Genomic DNA, 20,039 nt, shown 5'->3' with positions numbered 1-20,039 from the left:
CTCAACCCTAAGCACCCCGCCCGCCGGGAATAAGACGGGTGATCGCCGTGATTTCCCCACGTGGGCTTTCCCGGCCCTACGCCAATGGGCCCGCCCCTTGGTCAGACCTTGGCCCGATCCGGACTGTCGGCGGTCCTTTGTATGGTCGGAGCCGAACCACCGCCTCGAACGGAAGGAACCCCGAGTGCCCGAAAAGGTGTCATCCGCGGTCATGCGCCAGGGGTTCCGCGTCATCGGCCACGCCGTCAGGACCGAGCCGAAGATCTTCACGGGAGCGGTCCTGGCCAGCGCCGTCTACGGCGTGACGACCGTCCTGTCGTCGTGGGCGCTGGGCTGGGCCACCGAGAACGCCGTGCTGCCGGCCTTCCGCGACGGCCACGCCACCGGGGGAGCGCTGGCGCTGGCGGCCACGCTGATCGTCGGGGTCGCGGTGTTCAAGGCGCTGGGGATCATGGGCCGGCGCATCATGGCCGGCATCCACCAATACCGCATGCAGGCCCACTTCCGGCGCTCGCTGGGGCGGCAGTTCCTCCGCCTGCCGCTGTCGTGGCACCACCGCCACCCGACCGGGCAGCTGCTGTCCAACGCCAGCTCCGACGCCGAGGCCGCCTGGGGGCCGCTCGCGCCGCTGCCGATGGCGGTCGGCGTGATCGTCATGCTCGTGGCCGCCGCCGTGGCGATCGTGCTGACCGACCCCGTGCTCGCCGTCGTCGGCTTCCTGATCTTCCCGGCGATCGCCCTGCTGAACCTCGTCTACCAGCGCAGGCTCACGCCGCTCGCGACGCGGGCGCAGGAGCTGCGGGCGTCGGTGTCCGAGGTCGCCCACGAGAGCTTCGAGGGCGCGCTCGTGGTCAAGACCCTCGGCCGCGAAGACGCCGAGGCGGTCCGGTTCGACGAGAAGGCCGCCGCGCTGCGCGACGCCAACATCGCCGCCGGGCGGGTGCGCGGCATGTTCGACCCGCTGCTGGAGGCGCTGCCGACGCTCGGGGTGCTGGCCGTGCTGCTGTTCGGCTCCTACCGCCTCGCCTCCGGCGACGTCACCGCCGGTGAGCTGATCCAGGTGTCCTACCTGTTCACGCTGCTGGCCTTCCCCGTGCGGGCGCTCGGGTGGGTGCTGGGCGAACTGCCCCGCTCCGTCGTGGGCTGGACCCGGGTGCGGGAGGTGCTGTCGGCCGAGGGGTCGATGGTCTACGGCTCCGCCCGGCTGCCGGCCGACCGGCCCGCGCAGGTCGCCGTCACCGGCGTCTCCTACGCCTACGAGCCCGGCGTGCCGGTGCTGCGCGACGTCGGCTTCACCGTCGAGCCGGGCCGCACGGTCGCCGTGGTCGGCCCCACCGGCTCCGGCAAGTCCACCCTGACCCAGCTGCTGGCCCGCCTGGTCGACCCCGACGAGGGCGTGGTCACGATCGACGGGGTCGACCTGCGCGAGGTCGAACGCGACGGCGTGAGCGGCGCGGTCTCCCTCGTGCCGCAGCAGACGTTCCTGTTCGACGACACCGTCCGGGGCAACATCACGCTCGGCGCCGACGTCCCCGACGAGAAGGTGTGGGCCGCGCTGCGGCTGGCCCAGGCCGACGGGTTCGTCAGCGCCCTGCCCGACGCCCTCGACACCCGGATCGGCGAGCGCGGCACCACCCTGTCGGGCGGCCAGCGCCAGCGGCTCGCCCTGGCCCGCGCGGTGGCCCGCGAACCCCGGCTGCTGATCCTCGACGACGCCACCTCCAGCGTCGACCCGCAGGTCGAGAAGCGCATCCTGTTCGGCCTGCGCGACCAGCACGCCACCGTCATCGTGATCGCCTACCGCATGGCCACGATCTCCCTGGCCGACGACGTCGTCTACATCGAGAACGGCGCCGTCGCCGACCACGGCCCCCACGAGGCCCTGCTGGCCCGCTGCGCCGGCTACCGCGACCTCGTGACGGCCTACGAACGCCAGGAGGCCGAGAACGCGGCCCTCGAAGAGGAGACCGTCGCCCCGTGACGACCAACACAGTGACGACCAACACAGTGACGACCCAGACGCTCCAGAACGTCGAGCGCGGCGCGCTCGAGACCATCCGCCACGGCCTGCGGCTGTCGCCCGAGTTCCGCCGCGGCCTCGGGGTCACCCTCGCGCTGGCGATCCTGGCGACCGTCGGCAAGGTGATCGTGCCGATCGCCATCCAGCAGGTCATCGACCAGGGGCTCAACGGCTCCTCGCCCGACCTGCCGTTCATCCGCAACGCCGTGCTGGCCTGCGCGGCCGCGATCCTGCTGACCGCGCTGGCGGGCTACGCGATGAACGTGCGGCTCTACCGGGCCACCGAGTCGGGCCTGGCGACGCTGCGTGGCAAGGCGTTCCGGCACGTCCACGACCTGTCGGTGCTGACCCAGAACACCGAGCGCCGGGGCGCCCTGGTGTCGCGGGTGACCGGCGACGTCGACCAGATCAGCACCTTCATGCAGTGGGGCGGCCTGCTGATCATCGTGGCGAGCGGCCAGCTCGTGATCGCGACCGTGCTGATGGCCGTCTACTCCTGGCAGCTCACGCTGCTCGTGTGGGGCCTGTTCCTGCCGCTGGTCTTCGCGCTGCCTCGGTTCCAGCGCATGGTCGCCCGCAACTACCTGGTGGTGCGCGAGCGCACCGGCGACACCCTGGCCGCGATCAGCGAGTCGGTCGTCGGCAGCGCGGTGATCCGGGCCCACGGCGCCGAGGAGCGCACGGCCACCCGCATCGACGCCGCCGTCGACGCCCAGCGGGCCGCGCAGACCCGCGCCCAGAAGATCATCGGCTTCACCTTCCCGATCACCGAGCTGGTCGCCTCCGTCGCCATCGCCGGGGTGGTCGTCGTCGGCGTGCTGCTCGGCGTGGGCGGCTCGATCACCCCCGGCCGCCTGGTGGCGTTCCTGTTCCTGATCACGCTGTTCATCGCGCCGCTGCAGACCGCGACCGAGGTGCTCAACGAGGCCCAGAACGCCATCGCCGGCTGGCGCCGCGTGCTGAGCGTGCTCGACACCCCGGCCGACGTCGCCGACCCGGGCGAGCAGGGCGTGACCCTGCCGCGTGGCCCGATCACCGTGGCGTTCGAGAACGTCGGCTACGCCTACCCCGACGGCCCGCCCGTCCTGCGCGGGGTCGACGTGGTCATCCCGCCGCGCCGCCAGGTCGCCGTGGTGGGCGAGACCGGCTCGGGCAAGACCACCTTCGCCAAGCTGCTGACCCGCCTGATGGACCCGGTCGAGGGCCGCGTCACCGTCGACGGCGTCGACCTGCGCGAGCTGCGTTTCGCGTCGCTGCGCGAGCGCATCGTGATGGTCCCGCAGGACGGCTTCCTGTTCGACTCGACCCTGGCCGAGAACATCCGCTTCGGCCGTCCCGGCGCCACCGACGACGAGATCGCCGAGGCGCTGGCCGAGCTCGGCCTGGCCGACTGGCTCGACGGCCTGCCGGCCGGCCTGGAGACGCCGGTCGGCCAGCGCGGCGAGTCGCTGTCGGCGGGCGAACGGCAGCTCGTCGCCCTGGCCAGGGCCTACCTCGCCGACCCCGACCTGCTGCTGCTCGACGAGGCGACCTCGGCGGTCGACCCGGCCACCGAGGTCCGCATCGCGCGTGCCCTCGACGGCGTCACCCGCGGCCGCACGGCCGTCTCGATCGCCCACCGCCTGTCCACGGCCGAGGCGGCCGACGAGGTGCTCGTGTTCGACCGGGGCGAGATCGTGCAGCGCGGCTCCCACGCCGACCTGCTCAGGGAGCCGGGCGTCTACGCCGAGCTGCACGCCTCGTGGGCCGGCGCCACCCGCAGCTAGCCGCGCGCGTCGATCAAGGATTTGCCGTTGTCGCTGGTCGCTGCGGCAGAATGGTCATATGTCCCTGGACCCGAAGATCGCAGACCGGCTCAAGCGGACCGGCGACGGGCTGGTGCCCGCCGTCGTCCAGCAGCACGACACCGGTGAGGTGCTGATGCTCGCCTGGATGGACGACGAGGCGCTGCACCGCTCGCTCACCACCGGCCGCGCCACCTACTGGTCGCGCAGCCGGGGCGAATACTGGGTCAAGGGCGAGACCTCGGGCAACGTGCAATATGTCCGGCACGCGGCGCTCGACTGCGACGGCGACACCATCCTGCTCAAGGTCGACCAGCGGGGCCCCGCCTGCCACACCGGCACCCGCACCTGCTTCGATGACGACGTGCTTCCGGTGATCGAGGGTTCATGAACCGCCGCGCGCTCTACGCCTGGCTGATCCTCAGCGCGGCCGCCGGGGCGCTGGCCCTGCTGGCGGGCGGCCGGGTGTGGGCGCGACTGCTCGCCCCCACGGGGCCGGCCAACCCCGAGGCCCTCCACGACGTCCCGGGCGCCGACGTCGCGCCGGTGATCACCCCGGTCGTGCTGGCGGCGCTGGCGGGGTGCGTGGCGGTGCTCGCCACCAAGGGCGTCTTCCGGCAGATCGTCGGGGTGCTGGTGGCGATCTGCGGGGGCGCGGTCGTGGTCGGGATGACGCGGGTGTTCGACGACGTCCTGCTGCTGGAGTCGGCCGAGCTGCGGGGGGCCTCCGTCGACGTCACCGTGTGGCCGTGGCTCACCGGCCTGGGCGGGGTGCTGCTGATCGTGAGCGGCCTGTGGGCGGCGGTCTCGGGCGGGAGCTGGCCGGGCATGTCGGCGCGGTACGACCGGTCCGACCGGCGCAAGCCGCCTTCGGAACGGTCGATGTGGGATGCCATCGATCGCGGAGACGATCCCACCTGATTACAACTTGTCCTCAGGTTGCCCTGATTCGACGGGGATGTCGGCACCCGTCGCTACAGTCGTCGCATGACTTACGGGAACCAGCCCGGCGGCTCGGGGGACCCGGGTAACGAATACCCGGGTTACGGTCAGCAGCCGGACTACGGCCAGGGCGGCTACCCGCAGCAGCCCGGTTACCCCCAGCAGCCCGGCTACGGACAGCCCGGTTATGGGACGCAGAACACCCAGCCCGCGGGGGGCTACGGCCAGCCCGACTACGGCTACGGCCAGCAATACCAGCAGGGATATCAGCAGGGCTACCAGCAGCCCGGCTACGACCAGGCCTACGCGCAGCCGGGCTACGGCTACGCCGCGCCCCGGCCCACCAACGGCCTGGCGGTCGCCTCGCTCGTGATGGGCCTGATCGGCCTGGTCTTCTGCGGCCTGACCGCGATCCTGGGCGTGATCTTCGGCCACATGTCGCTGAGCCGCATCAAGAGCAGCGGCGAAGACGGCCACGGCCTCGCGGTGGCCGGCCTGGTGACCTCCTACATCACCATCGGCCTGTGGGTGATCCTCTGGCTGATCTTCGGCGCCGCCCTCCTCACCCTGGTCGGCCTCGCCGAGGCCACGCAGCAGTACGGCGACAGCATCGAGAACTGGCCCACGGCGTTCCCCACCTCCTGATCCACCCGGGCTGATCCACCTGGGCTGATCTACCCTGGGGCGATGACGTCCAGAACCGCCGCGATCGTGCTGCCGGCCTCCGTCGGCGGCCTGCTCGCGGCGGCGACCGCCTTCGTCGCGGTCGTCGACCCGTCGCGGCCCGGCCACTATCCGCCGTGTCCGTTCCTGCTGGTCAGCGGCTTCTACTGTCCGGGGTGCGGCGGGCTGCGCGCGGTCCACGCGCTGACCCGGCTCGATGTGGGCGGCGCGTTGTCGTTCAACCCGCTGTTCGTTGCGGTCGCACCGTTCCTGGTGTACCTGTGGGCGAAGTGGCTCTCGTCCGCCTGGCGGGAGAGGCCGCTGCGGACCCGCCTGACGGCACCCGTGGCCGTCTGGTCGTTCGTCGCGCTGGCCTTGTTGTTCGGGGTTTTCCGCAATACGCCGTACGGTGCTTTCCTGGCTCCGTGACCGGCACCCGATGGCGGGCCGACGTCGGCAAGGCCGATACCATCGGCAGGACGCAGTCGACCTGGAGGGATCCGGAGCACGTGAGCGAACGAGCCAGCAAGGGCGGTGAGGTCCGATGACGGTTCTCGACGACATCCTCGAGGGCGTCCGCGAAGACCTCGCCGAGCGGCAGAAGGCCGTGTCGATCGATGAGCTCAAGGAGCGCGCCCGGCGCGCCCCCACTCCACGTGACGTCTACGGAGCCCTGAAGGCCGACCGCGTCTCGGTGATCGCCGAGGTCAAGCGGTCGAGCCCGTCCAAGGGCGCGCTGGCCGCCATCGCCGACCCGGCCGCGCTGGCCGTCGACTACGAGGCCGGCGGCGCCCACGTCATCAGTGTGCTGACCGAGCGCCGGCGCTTCGGCGGGAGCCTGGAGGACCTGGCGGCCGTGCGCGCCGCCGTGGACATCCCGATCCTGCGCAAAGACTTCATCGTCACCGCCTACCAGCTCTGGGAGGCCCGCGCCCACGGCGCCGACCTCGCCCTGCTGATGGTGGTGTCGCTCGACCAGAACGCCCTGGTCTCGCTGATCGAGCGGGCCGAGTCCATCGGGCTCGTCCCGCTGGTCGAGGTCCACACGGAAGAGGAGCTGGAGCGCGCGGTCGACGCGGGCGCCAAGCTCATCGGCATCAACGCCCGCGACCTGCGCACGCTCGAGGTCGACCGCGACGTCTTCGCCAGGCTCGCCCCGAAGGTGCCCGAGGGCGTCATCCGGGTCGCCGAGTCGGGTGTGCGCGGCCCTCACGACCTGCTCGCCTACGCGCGCGCCGGCGCCGACGCGGTGCTGGTCGGCGAGAGCCTCGTGACCGGCAAAGACCCGCGTTCGGCGGTGAACGACCTGGTCACCGCGGGCGCCCATCCTTCGTCCCGCCAAGAACGGCAGTCGTGACCGGAGACTCGTCCATGTCCATCTCTGAGGGCACCCTCATCACCCCCGCCGACTTCACCGGCGCCGGTTCCGGCGGCGACGTCAGCGAGCGGGGCAAGTTCGGCGTGTTCGGCGGGCGCTTCGTGCCCGAGGCGCTGATCCCGGCCCTCGACGAGGTGGCCGCCGAATACGAGAAGGCCCGCACCGACCTGGCCTTCATCCGCGAGTTCGACCACCTGCTGCGCACCTACGCCGGCCGTCCGACGACGATCACCGAGGTGCCGCGGTTCGCCGAGCAGGCGGGCGGCGCCCGCATCCTCCTCAAGCGCGAGGACCTGACCCACACGGGCGCCCACAAGATCAACAACGTGCTCGGCCAGGCCCTGCTCACCAAGCGCCTGGGCAAGAGCCGCGTCATCGCCGAGACCGGCGCGGGCCAGCACGGCGTCGCCACCGCGACCGCCGCCGCCCTGATGGGCCTGGAGTGCGTCATCTACATGGGCGCCGTCGACTGCGAGCGGCAGGCCCTCAACGTGGCCCGCATGAAACTGCTCGGCGCCCGGGTGGTGCCCGTCACCAACGGCAGCCAGACCCTGAAAGACGCCATCAACGAGGCGTTCCGCGACTGGGTCACCAACGTCGACTCGACCCACTACCTGTTCGGCACGGTCGCCGGTCCCTACCCGTTCCCCGGCATCGTCCGCGACTTCGCCCGCATCATCGGCGTCGAGGCCCGCCGCCAGGTCCTCGAACTGACCGGCAAGCTGCCCGACGCGGTCTGCGCCGCCGTCGGCGGCGGCTCCAACGCCATCGGCATCATGCACGCCTTCATCCCCGACGAGGGCGTCCAGCTCCACGGCTACGAGGCCGGGGGCCGGGGCCTGGAGAGCGGCGAACACGCCCTCACGCTGACGGCGGGTTCGATCGGCGTCCTCCACGGCAGCCGCACCTACGTGCTGCAGGACGACGAGGGCCAGACCGTCGAGTCCCACTCCATCTCGGCGGGTCTCGACTATCCGGGCGTCGGCCCGGAGCACGCCTGGCTCAAGGACAGCGGCCGCGCCACCTACCACGGCATCACCGACGCCGAGGCGATGGAGGCGTTCGCCCTGCTCGCCCGCACCGAAGGCATCATCCCGGCCATCGAGTCCTCCCACGCCCTGGCCGGCGCGCTCAAGCTGGGCCGCGACCTCGGTCCCGACGCCACGATCCTGGTCAACCTGTCCGGTCGTGGTGACAAGGACATGGGGACCGCGATGAAATACTTCAACCTGTAGCCGGAAGCCAGCCATGACGACACTTGCCACGGTCTTCGAGAAGGCCCGCGCGGAGAACCGCGCCGCGCTGGTGGGCTACCTGCCCGCCGGGTTCCCCACGATCGACGGCGCCATCGCCGCCGCGACCGCCATGGTCGAGGCCGGTTGCGACGTGATCGAGATCGGCCTGCCCTACTCCGACCCGCTGATGGACGGCCCGACCATCCAAGACGCCGTACACCGGGCGCTGGAGAACGGCACCCGCATCGCCGACGTGATGCGCACGGTCGAGGGTGTGGCCAAATCGGGCGCGGCGACCCTCGTCATGACCTACTGGAACCCGATCGACCGCTACGGCGTCGAGCGTTTCGCCCGCGAGCTGGCCGACGCCGGGGGGGTCGGCACCATCACGCCCGACCTGACCCCCGAAGAGGCCGGTCCGTGGCGCGAGGCCAGCGCGGCGGCGGGCATCGACACGGTCTTCCTGGTCGCCCCGAGCTCCACCGAGGAGCGCATCGGCGTCGTGGCCGACTGCTGCACCGGCTTCGTCTACGCCGCCTCGCTGATGGGCGTCACCGGCGCCCGTGAGTCGGTCGGACAGGCGGCCGAGGGCCTGGTCAAGCGCACCCGCCCCCACGCCAAGGTCCCGGTCTGCGTGGGCCTGGGCGTCGGCACCGGCAGCCAGGCCGCCGAGGTCGCCGCCTACGCCGACGGCGTGATCGTGGGCTCGGCCTTCATCCGCCGCCTCCTCGACGCGCCGAACGAGCAGGAGGGCCTCCGGGCCGTCCGCGAACTCGCCGCCGAACTGGCGGAGGGCGTCCGCCGCTAGCCTCTCCGTTTCGAACGGCCGGTCACCGCAACGGTGACCGGCCGTTTCTCCGTCCTGGCCGTCCTTCGCAACAGCCGCGGCTCCTCTCCGCCCCCTGTATTCGTGACCGGCGCTGTCCTGTGACGGCTCCATTTCCGTTACGGCTCCGCCCACCCCGGCGCCGACCGCCGACCCGGGCCGCCGCCGTATCCGGCGCCAACCGGCCGCGCCGCCCGGCCGCCCTACGCCCGCTTCCGGCCCGAGATGAACGAGACGGTTCGAGACGCCCGAGACGGTTCGTGGCGGCGCGGTATTCGCGCGGCCGGTTGGCGCCGGTCGCGGTGAGGAGGGGGGCGGCGGTCGGGGCCGGCCCGGCGGAGCCGTAACGGAGGAGAAGGCCCTGGGATTTACCAGGACGACCCTCCCCATACCCGCCCCCAGGTTTCGCCTTACCCAGTGTTTATCGAGGTCATGGTGGGGTGGACTCCAATAGGTTCCGTGTCGGTGGCCGTGTAGGCGGCCCCGGGACCTGGGAGGAGTCTCCGTGTCAACGCATCGTCGCGGCCCGAGTTCGTCACTCAGTGCATCTGTCGTTGTACCCTGGGTGACGACCGTCGCCCGGCTCGTGCTCGCCGGCGTGCTCATCGTCGCGGGGTGGCTGAAGATCGGCGCCCCCGCTCTGTCGGTGCAGGCCGTGCGCGCCTACGAACTACTGCCGGACCGGATCGCCACGGCCGTCGGATACGGCCTGCCCGTGCTGGAGATCGTCGTCGGAGTGCTCCTTGTCCTTGGCCTGCTCACCCGCCTGTCGGCGGTCGGCGCGGGGCTGCTCATGGTCGCCTTCGTCATCGGCATCGCCTCGGCGTGGGCGCGGGGGCTGCGCATCGACTGCGGCTGCTTCGGCGGCGGCGGGCCGCTCGCCGAAGGACAGGAGCCGTCCTACCTGCCGGAGTTGCTGCGCGACTTCGGGCTGGTGGTGCTGGCGGGCTGGATCGCCTGGTTCACACCGGGCCGGTTCGCGCTCGACAGGCCCCTGGGCCTGGCCCCCCGCCCATACGCCGAGGAGGAGTCCGGCGATCACGAGCCCGGCGTGAGTGATCACTTGGATGAAGTGAAGGAGAACCACTGATGGGCAAAGGTGCGCGCGAGGCGACGGCCCGGGAACGGATCGCCGCGCAGCGGCAGGCCGACCGCAGGAAGGACCGCCACCGCCGCCTCGCCACGATGGTCACCATCGGGACCATCGCCGTCCTGGCCATCGGCGGCGGCGCCTGGTACGCCGCCGCCCGGGACACCGCCGAGCAGCAGGCGGCGGCCGCCGAACTCGCCCCGACCACGGTCAACGCCGACGGAACGGTCACCATGGCCCGGCCGGGGGTGACCGCGCCGGTGCTCGACGTCTACGAGGACTTCCAGTGCCCGGCCTGCAAGGCGCTGGAGGAGTCGTCGGGGCCGACGATCAAGAACCTGGCGTCCGAGGGCAAGGCCAAGGTCGTCTTCCACCCGATCACGATCTTCTCCATGGAGCCGACCAAGTCCAACTCGGTCCGCGCCGGGGCGGCCTCCCGCTGCGTCACCCAGGGGGCGCACTGGCCGGCCTTCCACGACCGGCTCTTCAAGGAGCAGCCCTCGGAGACCGTCGAGGGCTTCCCGCTGACCGACCTGGTCGCCTGGGGCAAGGACGCGGGGATCACGGCGCCCGACTGGGAGAAGTGCGTGACCTCCCAGAAGTACGCCCAGACCCAGCTCACCCAGTCCGACAAGGTGATCCGGGAGGAGAAGATCACCGGCACGCCCACGCTCAAGCTGAACGGCAAGGACCTCGACTCCAACGTCGCGTTCGTGCCGAACAAGCTCCGCCAGGCCGTGCTCGCGGCCGGTAAGTGACGCCGTCTCAGGCAGATCCGAAACGCGAGCCACGACCGGCCTCCGGCCGGCCGCGGCTCGCTTGAGGATGGGGTGATCAACCTGAGACGGGCTCATTGGTGACGGGGGTGCGCGAGTGCGCCTTGGAGGCGGTAACGTCCTGTGACATGCCCCTCGCCTCGATCCCGAGCCCGTCGCAGGGGGTCTGGTACCTCGGACCCCTTCCCATCCGGGCCTATGCGCTCTGCATCGTGCTGGGCGTCGTCGTCGCCGTCTGGCTCGGCGAGCGCCGCTGGCGCGCCCGTGGCGGCCTTCCCGGCACGATCACCGACCTGGCCGTCTGGGCGGTCCCGTTCGGCCTGGTCGGCGGCCGGCTCTACCACGTCATCACCGACAACCAGCTCTACTTCGGAGCTGACGCGGAGAACCCGTGGTATCACGTGTTCTTCATCTGGAAGGGCGGCCTCGGCATCTGGGGGGCGGTCGCGCTCGGCGCCGTCGGCGTCTGGATCGCCTGCCGCCGGCGCGGCATCTCCCTGTCGGCCGTCGCCGACACCGTCGCACCGGGCATCCTGATCGCCCAGGGCATCGGCCGGCTGGGCAACTACTTCAACCAGGAGCTCTTCGGCGGTCCCTGCGACTACGCCTGGTGCCTGGAGATCGAGCCCGGCCGCCCCGGCACCGTGCCCGGCGCGCTGACCTACCACCCGGCGTTCCTCTACGAACTGCTCTGGAACTTCGCGGTGGCCGGCCTGCTCCTGCTGATCGGGTCGCGGTTCACGCTGCGCCACGGCCGCCTGTTCGCCCTCTACGTCATGGGCTACACCCTGGGCCGCTTCTGGATCGAGGGCCTGCGGGTCGACCCGGCCCACGAGATCCTCGGCATGCGCCTCAACCAGTGGACCTCCATCGTGCTGTTCCTCGGCGCGCTGGCCTACTTCTGGCTGACCAGGAACAAGACCACCGAAGAGGTCATCGTGCCCGAGGGCGCGCTCCCGCCGGTGGCCGAGGGCGCCGAGGCCGACCCGGCCCACCTCCACGACCAGGCCGACGACCACGAGATCGACCGCGAGAACGAGGCGCGGGGCGAGGCCGGTGAGGCCGCCGCTCCCGACGACAAGACAGAGAAGGCCGAGGAGGCCGGTCAGAGATGACCGGCGCCGCCGGCCCGGAACTCCCCTCCCACCACAACCACCGCGACGTCACGGGTGGCTGGTTGCGTCCGGCGGTGTTCGGCGCGATGGACGGCCTGGTGTCGAACTTCGCGCTCATCGCCGGCGTGGCCGGCGGCACGGCCAACACCCGCGTGATCGCGCTCGCGGGTGTCGCGGGCCTGGCCGCCGGGGCGTTTTCGATGGCCGGAGGAGAGTACGTCTCGGTGGCGAGCCAGCGTGAGCTGGCCCAGGCCGAGATCGCGGTCGAACGCCGCGAGATGGCCCTCCACCCCGAAGAGGAGGAGGCCGAGCTGGCCGCCCTCTACGAACGGCGCGGCGTCGACCCCGAACTGGCCGCCGAGGTGGCCCGGCAGATCTCCCGCAACCCCGAACAGGCCCTGGAAGTGCACACCCTCAACGAGCTGGGCGTGAAGCCCGACGACCTGCCGTCGCCGGTGACCGCCGCGTCGTCGTCGTTCCTGTCGTTCGCCGTCGGCGCCGTCATTCCCTTGGCGCCCTACCTGGCCGGGGTGACCTCCCTCTGGGTGTCGGCCGCCCTGTCCATGGTGGCGCTCTTCGGGGCGGGCGCGCTCGTGGCCCGGGTGACCGCGCGGAACTGGTGGTTCACCGGCCTGCGCCAGCTCCTGGTCGGCGGGATCGCCGCCGCGCTGACCTGGGGACTGGGGTCGCTGATCGGGGCGAACGGCCTGTGACCCCCGCCAAGTCCTCCCGTGCCAAGCGCCGTCCGGCGCCCGAAGACACCTGGGGCAGCGTCAAGCTGGCCGAGATGGGGCTCACCGGCGGCCAGCAGAAGATCCTGGCGGTCCTGGCGACGGTCGTCGGCATCCTGCTCATGGCGTTCGTGCTGGTCTTCGTGGTCGAGGCGTTCGACGAAGACCCGACGCCCGAACAGCTGTCGAGCTCGCCGCTGGGCCAGGCCCGGCCGGCCGCCTACCGGGCCTGGCCGTCGCTGAAGCAGTTCGCGCCGATCGCCGACCGGGCCGCCGACGCCAAGCCGCTGACCGTCGAAGAGGTCTTCACGACCAAGACGCTGAAGGCAGGCAAGGTCACACTGAGGCTGGGCGAGCGCCGGCTCGACGCCGACTGCGCCACGGCCGTCTGGGGCGAGGCGCTGACCGAGGCCCTGACGGAGGCGGGCTGCACCCAGGCCGTCCGCGCCCAGTTCACCAGCGCCGACGGCCGCTACGTCGCCCAGTACGCCCTGTTCAACCTGGAGTCGGCGACCGCCTCCGACGAACTGGTGAAGCGGATCTCCAACCTCTACCGGGGCGGCTGGTTGCTGGCGCTGCCGTCGGCCGAGCCGGCGCTGACCGGCTTCACCGAGGCCAGCGGCCACGCGATGGGCCACTACCTGGGGCTGGTCTGGATCGGCCGCGCCGACGGCGAACGGCCCGAGGAGACCGACGACATGGTGACGCTCGGTCTCGCCGTCCGCGAGGCGGAGAAGGTCGTCTACCGGCGGGTGGTCGCGGTGACCGGGGTGCCCGCCGCCTGAGCACCGACCGGCGCCGTCCGCCCACGCTCGGTGTCCGCCTTTCGAGATGTCCGCCCTCCCGCGCCCCCGTGCCCGTCATGATGGTGCGGTGAGGGTGGGACTGATGATGCGGGCCGTGCCGGTGCTCGCGCCCGTGCTGGTGATGGTGCTCGCCGGGTGTTCGGGTGCTGACGGCGTCGCCCGGCCCGGGACCGTCCGGGCCGAGATCAGCTCGGCGATCTACGCGCCGATCGAGCAGCAGCGGGTCGACGCCGCGCCGCTGACCGAGCAGGAGGTCTTCCCGGCCGCCGCCCTGGGGGTCATGAAGAGGGAGTCGGTCACGCTGACCGCCGATTGCGGCGCGGCCGTGGCCGCCGACGTCGACGGGTGCACTCAGGTCGTCCGGGGGTTGTTCCGGGGGCCCGAGCTGGTCGGGCAGGTGGCGGTGTTCAACCTGGGCGACGTGGCGCAGGCCGACGCGCTGGTCCACCGGTTCAGGGAGGAGCTGTTCCTGACGCCGCTGGCCTCCGAGCGGGCCGGCACCGCGATGGTCAGGGCGATGGGGCACTTCGTGGCGGTGAGCTGGGTGTCGGCCGAGGGCGACGCCAAACCGGATCTCGCCGAGCCGCTGGCCGCCCTCGACCAGGCCTCACGCTTCGTCCAGGCCCGGATCCTCGCCCTCTAGGCTGCGGGCGACCGCGGCGGCGAGGCCGGTCAGGCGGTGCATCGGGAGTTCGAGCGCGGTCGCGCCGGCCCAGGCCGGGATGCGCGCCCTGGCCTGGTTCTTGGTCAGCCCGAGCTCGGCGACCAGGCCTTCGCGCCAGGCGTTGGCGACCTTGCCGTGGCTGCCCGCGAGGATCCGGCGGGTGATGGCGTCGGGGGCGGGCGGGAGCCGTACCGGAGAGGTGGTGCCGAAGACGCGGACCTCGGCGTCGCGGGCGGCGAGCACCAGGCGCGGGAGGGCGGCCTCCAGGCCGGGGGCGTGGATCGCCACCCGGGAGACCTGTGCGGCATAGGGCTTGGCCAGCCACGTCGAGAGGCGGACCCGGGGGACGCCCGGGAGCAGGTCGCGGGGCCAGTCGCCCACGAGCAGGTCGGGGGCGTAGTCGCCCAGCTCCGGGGGCGCGGCCTTGGCCGATTCGACCGCCTGCGGGCCCTGGGTGTAGATCGCGGTGGCCAGGCGGTCGACGCGGGAGGCGACGGCGGGCCAGCTCTTGGTGGTGGGGCGCAGGACGTAGAGGTCGGCGGCGCTGCCGATCGCCTCGGCGCCGTCGTAGCGGTTGAAGTCGGGGTAGATCGCCTCGTTGAGCAGTTGCAGGTCGGCCAGGGCGTGCTGGACCTTCAGGGCCAGCATGGGGGTGCGCTCGGAGGCGCCGTAGGCGAGCAGGACCCGGCCCTCGTCGCGGTCGCGCAGGCCCTCCAGCCCCCGGGCGACGAAGAGGCCCACGCCGGCGGGGGTGTAGGGCGGGTCGGTGATCGCCAGATCGCCCCAGCCGCGGGCCGACGGGGGCAGGCCGAGCCGGAGGTCGGCCCAGCGGGTGGTCACCCCGAGGTCCTGTTCGTCGATGTACGCCAGGATCCGGTCGTCGATGTCGACGACCATGACCTCGGCCTCGGGGTGGATGAGACGGACCGCCAGCGAGGTGAGGTCGTGGTCGCCCACGCAGAGCAGCCGCGAACCGGGCAGCCAGAACCGCGCGCCGAGCAGCAGGGCCCGCCTGACCACGGTCTCCGGCGTGGCTGACACGTGGTCGAGGGCCGACCTCCCGCGCGGCGCCCGGGCGATGATCCCGGCCATCCTCTCGACCACCGACGGGTCCACCATGTGAGACACCGGGTCCGAAATAGAGGACGATATCGAAATGTTGTAGAGTTTGACCTGTTCAGTTGGGATTCGGACGTGCTGGTCGCGATGCTCAAGGGGGAGCACGCGCATGAGCGCCTCGATCGTCCTGCGGGACGTCGCCGTCTCCCTGACCACATCGGCGAGCGTCCACCAGCGTCCGTCCGACAGGAGAGAGACAGCCTTTCGCAACCGCCGTCCGTCCACACCGGCACGCGCGTAGAGCTCGTCGATCGACATACGCGAAACCTTAGTGGCCCCGGCAGGTGCCATCCGGAAACGGTGGGGTAACCTCTACTCACCACAACTGCAGCAGGGCCAGCGTCGTCCCTCTGTCACCACGCAGAAGATGACGACGGGAGTGATTTCATGCCTGCTGCCCGCCATGGCCGTCCTGGGGACCTTCCCGAGCCTCAGGGCCTTTACGACCCCTCGTACGAGCATGACGCCTGTGGTGTCGCCATGGTGGCCGACGTCCACGGCCGCCGTAGCTACGACATCGTCGAGAAGGCTCTGACCGCGCTCATCAACCTCGATCACCGGGGTGCTCGGGGGAGCGAACCGGACACCGGTGACGGCGCCGGCATCCTGACCCAGATCCCGGACGCCTTCTTCCGCGCGGTCGTCCCCTTCGACCTCCCGGAGGCCGGGAAGTACGCCGCCGGCATCGCCTTCCTGCCCATCGACGCGCAGGCCAGGGCGACCGCGCTGCGGATGATCGACGAGATCGCGACCGAGGAGAACGTCAAGGTCCTCGGCTGGCGCGACGTGCCCGTCGACACGCGGCACGCCGGGCCGACCGCCCGCGCCGTGATGCCCCACTTCATGCAGCTGTTCGTGAGCTCCGGCGACCTGTCGGGCATCGACCTCGACCGGGCCGCCTTCGCCTTCCGCAAGCGGGCCGAGCACGAGGCCGACGTCTACTTCGCCTCGCTCTCCAGCCGGACCACCGTCTACAAGGGCATGCTCACCCCGCAGCAGGTCGAGCCCTTCTTCCCCGACCTGTCGGACGAGCGTTACGTCACCGCCATCGCGCTGGTGCACTCGCGCTTCTCCACCAACACCTTCCCGTCGTGGCCCCTGTCGCACCCCTACCGCTACGTGGCCCACAACGGCGAGATCAACACCGTCAAGGGCAACCGCAACTGGATGCGCGCCCGCGAGGCGATGCTGGAGACCGGCCTCATCCCCGGTGACCTGGAGCGGCTGTTCCCCATCTGCGACCCCGACGGCTCCGACACCGCCTCGTTCGACGAGACGCTGGAGCTGCTGCACCTCGGCGGGCGCTCGCTGCCCCACGCGGTGCTGATGATGATCCCCGAGGCGTGGGAGAACCACACGGAGATGGACCCGGCCCGCCGGGCCTTCTACGAGTTCCACTCCACGCTGATGGAGGCCTGGGACGGCCCCGCGTCGATCTCCTTCTCCGACGGCACCGTCGTCGGCGCCGTGCTCGACCGCAACGGCCTGCGTCCCGGCCGGTTCTACGTCACCGACGACGGCCTGGTCATCCTGGGCTCCGAGGCGGGCGTGCTGAGCGACATCCCGCAGGAGAAGGTGGTCCGCAAGGGCCGTCTCCAGCCGGGCAAGATGTTCCTGGTCGACACCGCGCGCGGCCGGATCATCGAGGACGACGAGATCAAGGCCGAACTGGCCGCCGCCGAGCCCTACGAGGAGTGGCTGCACGCCGGCCTGGTGCGGTTCGAGGAGCTGCCCGAGCGCGAGCACGAGCACCCCACCCACGAGGCCCTGGTCAAGCGCCAGCAGACCTTCGGCTACACCGAGGAAGAGCTGCGGATCATCCTCACCCCGATGGCCGCGACCGGCGCTGAGCCGATCGGCTCGATGGGCACCGACAGCCCGGTCGCCGCGCTCAGCGACAAGCCGCGGCTGCTGTTCGACTACTTCAGCCAGCTCTTCGCGCAGGTCACCAACCCGCCGCTGGACGCCATCCGCGAGGAGCTCGTCACCTCGCTGCAGTCGACCATCGGCCCCGAGCACAACCTGCTGGAGCCGGGCGCGGCCTCCTGCCGCCGCCTGGTGCTGCCCTACCCGGTGATCGACAACGACGAGCTCGCCAAGATCGTCCACATCAACGACGAGGGCGCCCTGCCGGGCTTCCAGCCCCACGTCGTGTCGGGTCTGTTCCACGTCGGCGGAGGCGGCGACGCGCTGACCCGGCGGCTCCAGGAGATCCGCGAGGAGGTCTCGCAGGCGATCGCCGACGGCGCGCGCATCATCGTGCTGTCCGACCGGGGGTCCAACGCCGAGAAGGCGCCGATCCCGTCGCTGCTGCTCACCGGCGCGGTGCACCACCACCTGATCCGGGAGAAGTCCCGCACCCGGGTGGGCCTGGTCATCGAGACCGGCGAGGCGCGCGAGTGCCACCACATGGCCCTGCTCATCGGCTACGGCGCCAGCGCGATCAACCCCTACCTGGCGATCGAGACCGTCGAGGAGCTGTTCCCCGACAGCCGCAAGGCGGTCCGGAACCTCATCAAGGCGTACGGCAAGGGCGTCCTCAAGGTCATGTCCAAGATGGGCGTGTCCACGGTGGCGTCGTACACGGGCGCCCAGATCTTCGAGGCCCTGGGCCTCGGGGCCGAGGTCATCGACGAGTGCTTCACCGGCACCACCTCGCGCCTGGGCGGCGTCGGCTTCGACGTGCTGGCCAAGGAGGCGCTCCAGCGGCACACCAAGGCCTACCCGAGGGCCGAGAACGCCCACCGGCGCCTGGAGGTCGGCGGCGAGTACCAGTGGCGGCGCGAGGGCGAGCCCCACCTGTTCAACCCGACGACCGTCTTCAAGCTCCAGCACGCCACCCGCACCCGGCGTTACGAGATCTTCAAGGAGTACACCGACCTGATCGACGGTCAGGCCGAGACCCTCATGACGCTGCGCGGCCTGTTCAAGCTGCGCCCGGCGCCCGGCGGTCCCGTCCCGATCGACGAGGTCGAGCCGGTCTCCGAGATCGTCAAGCGGTTCTCCACCGGCGCCATGTCCTACGGCTCCATCTCGATGGAGGCCCACGAGACCCTCGCCATCGCCATGAACCGGCTCGGCGCCAAGTCGAACACCGGCGAGGGCGGCGAGGACCCCGAGCGCCTCTACGACCCGACCCGCCGTTCGGCGATCAAGCAGGTGGCCTCCGGCCGCTTCGGCGTGACCTCCGAATACCTGGTCAACGCCGACGACGTGCAGATCAAGATGGCCCAGGGCGCCAAGCCCGGCGAGGGCGGCCAGCTGCCCGGCCACAAGGTCTACCCGTGGATCGCCAAGACCCGGCACTCCACGCCGGGCGTCGGCCTGATCTCGCCGCCGCCGCACCACGACATCTACTCGATCGAGGACCTGGCGCAGCTCATCCACGACCTGAAGAACGCCAACCCGCAGGCCCGCATCCACGTGAAGCTGGTCTCCGAGGTCGGCGTCGGCACGGTCGCGGCGGGCGTCTCCAAGGCCCACGCCGACGTCGTGCTGATCTCCGGTCACGACGGCGGCACCGGCGCCTCGCCGCTGACCTCGCTGAAGCACGCGGGCACCCCGTGGGAACTCGGCCTGGCCGAGACGCAGCAGACCCTGCTGCTCAACGGGCTGCGCGACCGGATCGTGGTGCAGGCCGACGGCCAGCTCAAGACCGGCCGCGACGTCATCATCGCCGCCCTGCTCGGCGCCGAGGAGTACGGCTTCGCCACCGCTCCGCTGGTCGTCTCGGGATGCGTCATGATGCGCGTCTGCCACCTCGACACCTGCCCGGTGGGCGTGGCCACCCAGAACCCCGAGCTGCGCAAGCGCTTCACCGGCAAGCCGGAGTTCGTGGTCAACTACTTCGAGTTCATCGCCGAGGAGGTCAGGGAGTACCTGGCCGAGCTGGGCTACCGCTCGCTCGACGAGGTCATCGGCCGCAGCGACCTGCTCGACACCGAAGCCGCCGTCTCCCACTGGAAGGCTCAGGGCCTGGACCTGTCGCCGATCCTCTACCAGCCGGAGCTGCCGCAGGGCACCCCGCGCAAGCAGGTCGTCGCGCAGGACCACGGCCTGGCCGAGGCGCTCGACAACACGCTGATCCAGCTCGCCGAGGGCGCGATCGAGTTCGGCCAGCAGGTCACGCTGGAGCTGCCGATCCGCAACGTCAACCGGACCGTCGGCACCATGCTCGGTCACCACGTCACCAAGAAGTGGGGTGGGGCGGGCCTGCCGGAGAACACGATCGACGTGAGCTTCACCGGTTCGGCCGGCAACTCCTTCGGCGCGTTCGTGCCCAAGGGCATCACGCTGCGGCTGACCGGCGACGCCAACGACTACGTCGGCAAGGGCCTGTCGGGCGGCCGGATCACGGTCACCCCGCCGAGCGACCTGCTCGACGGCCAGATCATCGCCGGCAACGTCGGCCTCTACGGCGCGACCTCCGGCGAGGCGTTCATCCGGGGCGTGGTGGGCGAGCGCTTCTGCGTCCGCAACTCCGGCGCCACGGCCGTCGTCGAGGGCGTGGGCGACCACGGGTGCGAGTACATGACCGGCGGGCGGGTCGTCGTCCTCGGGCCGACCGGGCGCAACTTCGCGGCCGGCATGTCCGGCGGCGTGGCCTACGTGCTCGACCTCAAGCCCGAGCGGGTCAACCGGGAGATGGTCGAGCTGGAGCCCCTCGCCGAGGAGGACTCCGAGATCCTGCGTGAGCTGGTCGAGAAGCACCTGGCCGAGACCGGTTCGCCGGTCGCCAAGGGCCTGCTCGCCGACTGGGAGTCGGCGCTCGCCCGGTTCGGCAAGATCATGCCGATCGACTACAAGCGGGTGCTCACCGCCAGGGCCACGGCCGAGGCCGAGGGCCGCGACATCGACGAGGCCATCATGGCCGCGGTTCACGGATAAGGG

Annotated in this window: 17 protein-coding genes; 16 read left to right on the top strand and 1 reads right to left on the bottom strand. The window is 71.4% G+C overall.

What is annotated here, in order from left to right; all coding sequences use genetic code 11:
* The first annotated feature begins 211 nt into the window (after nt 1-211).
* From GT755_RS05540 to GT755_RS05470, 15 genes are all read left to right on the top strand, one after another.
* The gene (locus GT755_RS05540; protein ID WP_161478563.1) at nt 212-1,981 is read left to right on the top strand and encodes an ABC transporter ATP-binding protein; all 1,770 of its coding nucleotides are present in this window, start codon (nt 212-214) and stop codon (nt 1,979-1,981) included.
* A gap of 11 nt (nt 1,982-1,992) precedes the next feature.
* Nucleotides 1,993-3,786: an ABC transporter ATP-binding protein gene (locus tag GT755_RS05535; protein ID WP_328794192.1), complete on the top strand. Its 1,794-nt coding sequence runs from the start codon at nt 1,993-1,995 to the stop codon at nt 3,784-3,786.
* Nucleotides 3,787-3,844: 58 nt separating this feature from the next.
* Nucleotides 3,845-4,195: a phosphoribosyl-AMP cyclohydrolase gene (hisI, locus tag GT755_RS05530; protein WP_030450267.1), complete on the top strand. Its 351-nt coding sequence runs from the start codon at nt 3,845-3,847 to the stop codon at nt 4,193-4,195.
* Nucleotides 4,192-4,725, top strand: a complete 534-nt coding sequence (locus tag GT755_RS05525) for a Trp biosynthesis-associated membrane protein (protein WP_161478561.1) — start codon at nt 4,192-4,194, stop codon at nt 4,723-4,725. Before hisI ends, GT755_RS05525 begins: the two co-directional genes overlap by 4 nt.
* A gap of 66 nt (nt 4,726-4,791) precedes the next feature.
* Nucleotides 4,792-5,391, top strand: coding sequence for a DUF4190 domain-containing protein (locus GT755_RS05520; RefSeq protein WP_161478560.1), 600 nt, complete (start codon nt 4,792-4,794; stop codon nt 5,389-5,391).
* 42 nt (nt 5,392-5,433) lie between these two features.
* Nucleotides 5,434-5,838: a DUF2752 domain-containing protein gene (locus GT755_RS05515; RefSeq protein WP_030450264.1), complete on the top strand. Its 405-nt coding sequence runs from the start codon at nt 5,434-5,436 to the stop codon at nt 5,836-5,838.
* Nucleotides 5,839-5,953: 115 nt separating this feature from the next.
* Nucleotides 5,954-6,766, top strand: a complete 813-nt coding sequence (gene trpC / locus GT755_RS05510; RefSeq protein ID WP_161478559.1) for an indole-3-glycerol phosphate synthase TrpC — start codon at nt 5,954-5,956, stop codon at nt 6,764-6,766.
* A 14-nt stretch (nt 6,767-6,780) separates the two neighbouring features.
* Nucleotides 6,781-8,022, top strand: coding sequence for a tryptophan synthase subunit beta (trpB, locus tag GT755_RS05505; RefSeq protein WP_161478558.1), 1,242 nt, complete (start codon nt 6,781-6,783; stop codon nt 8,020-8,022).
* Between the two features lie 13 nt (nt 8,023-8,035).
* A complete protein-coding gene (gene trpA / locus GT755_RS05500; RefSeq protein ID WP_161478557.1) occupies nt 8,036-8,830 on the top strand; it encodes a tryptophan synthase subunit alpha in 795 nt (264 codons plus the stop codon).
* Nucleotides 8,831-9,413: 583 nt separating this feature from the next.
* Nucleotides 9,414-9,938, top strand: a complete 525-nt coding sequence (locus GT755_RS05495; protein ID WP_161478556.1) for a MauE/DoxX family redox-associated membrane protein — start codon at nt 9,414-9,416, stop codon at nt 9,936-9,938.
* Nucleotides 9,938-10,696, top strand: a complete 759-nt coding sequence (locus tag GT755_RS05490) for a DsbA family protein (protein ID WP_161478555.1) — start codon at nt 9,938-9,940, stop codon at nt 10,694-10,696. Before GT755_RS05495 ends, GT755_RS05490 begins: the two co-directional genes overlap by 1 nt.
* Before the next feature lie 146 nt (nt 10,697-10,842).
* Nucleotides 10,843-11,829, top strand: coding sequence for a prolipoprotein diacylglyceryl transferase (gene lgt, locus GT755_RS05485; protein WP_161478554.1), 987 nt, complete (start codon nt 10,843-10,845; stop codon nt 11,827-11,829).
* The gene (locus GT755_RS05480) at nt 11,826-12,542 is read left to right on the top strand and encodes a VIT1/CCC1 transporter family protein (RefSeq protein WP_161478553.1); all 717 of its coding nucleotides are present in this window, start codon (nt 11,826-11,828) and stop codon (nt 12,540-12,542) included. The genes lgt and GT755_RS05480 overlap by 4 nt, the downstream gene beginning before the upstream one ends.
* On the top strand, nt 12,539-13,345 hold the full coding sequence (locus GT755_RS05475; RefSeq protein WP_161478552.1) for a hypothetical protein: 807 nt from the start codon (nt 12,539-12,541) through the stop codon (nt 13,343-13,345). The genes GT755_RS05480 and GT755_RS05475 overlap by 4 nt, the downstream gene beginning before the upstream one ends.
* An 88-nt stretch (nt 13,346-13,433) precedes the next feature.
* Nucleotides 13,434-14,009: a hypothetical protein gene (locus GT755_RS05470; RefSeq protein WP_161478551.1), complete on the top strand. Its 576-nt coding sequence runs from the start codon at nt 13,434-13,436 to the stop codon at nt 14,007-14,009.
* On the opposite strand, the gene GT755_RS05465 is transcribed toward GT755_RS05470, so the two are convergent.
* Nucleotides 13,974-15,149, bottom strand: a complete 1,176-nt coding sequence (locus GT755_RS05465; RefSeq protein ID WP_235966128.1) for a bis-aminopropyl spermidine synthase family protein — start codon at nt 15,147-15,149, stop codon at nt 13,974-13,976. The genes GT755_RS05470 and GT755_RS05465 overlap by 36 nt on opposite strands.
* Before the next feature lie 387 nt (nt 15,150-15,536).
* Here GT755_RS05465 and gltB point away from each other — a divergent pair, with 387 nt between their 5' ends.
* Entirely contained in the window at nt 15,537-20,036 is a 4,500-nt protein-coding gene (gene gltB, locus GT755_RS05460; protein WP_161478549.1) for a glutamate synthase large subunit, read from the top strand.
* The last annotated feature ends 3 nt before the right edge of the window (nt 20,037-20,039 follow it).

The organism is Herbidospora solisilvae (genome assembly GCF_009901565.1).
GTDB lineage: Bacteria > Actinomycetota > Actinomycetes > Streptosporangiales > Streptosporangiaceae > Herbidospora > Herbidospora solisilvae.
This window is presented reverse-complemented; position numbering and strand designations above follow the sequence as displayed.

Coding starts and splice junctions, on each gene's coding strand:
- GT755_RS05540 (WP_161478563.1), top strand. CDS start 212: ATGCGCCAGGGGTTCCGCGTCATCGGCCACGCCGTCAGGACCGAGCCG.
- hisI (WP_030450267.1), top strand. CDS start 3,845: ATGTCCCTGGACCCGAAGATCGCAGACCGGCTCAAGCGGACCGGCGAC.
- GT755_RS05525 (WP_161478561.1), top strand. CDS start 4,192: ATGAACCGCCGCGCGCTCTACGCCTGGCTGATCCTCAGCGCGGCCGCC.
- GT755_RS05520 (WP_161478560.1), top strand. CDS start 4,792: ATGACTTACGGGAACCAGCCCGGCGGCTCGGGGGACCCGGGTAACGAA.
- GT755_RS05515 (WP_030450264.1), top strand. CDS start 5,434: ATGACGTCCAGAACCGCCGCGATCGTGCTGCCGGCCTCCGTCGGCGGC.
- trpC (WP_161478559.1), top strand. CDS start 5,954: ATGACGGTTCTCGACGACATCCTCGAGGGCGTCCGCGAAGACCTCGCC.
- trpB (WP_161478558.1), top strand. CDS start 6,781: ATGTCCATCTCTGAGGGCACCCTCATCACCCCCGCCGACTTCACCGGC.
- trpA (WP_161478557.1), top strand. CDS start 8,036: ATGACGACACTTGCCACGGTCTTCGAGAAGGCCCGCGCGGAGAACCGC.
- GT755_RS05490 (WP_161478555.1), top strand. CDS start 9,938: ATGGGCAAAGGTGCGCGCGAGGCGACGGCCCGGGAACGGATCGCCGCG.
- lgt (WP_161478554.1), top strand. CDS start 10,843: ATGCCCCTCGCCTCGATCCCGAGCCCGTCGCAGGGGGTCTGGTACCTC.
- GT755_RS05480 (WP_161478553.1), top strand. CDS start 11,826: ATGACCGGCGCCGCCGGCCCGGAACTCCCCTCCCACCACAACCACCGC.
- GT755_RS05465 (WP_235966128.1), bottom strand. CDS start 15,149: ATGGTGGACCCGTCGGTGGTCGAGAGGATGGCCGGGATCATCGCCCGG.
- gltB (WP_161478549.1), top strand. CDS start 15,537: ATGCCTGCTGCCCGCCATGGCCGTCCTGGGGACCTTCCCGAGCCTCAG.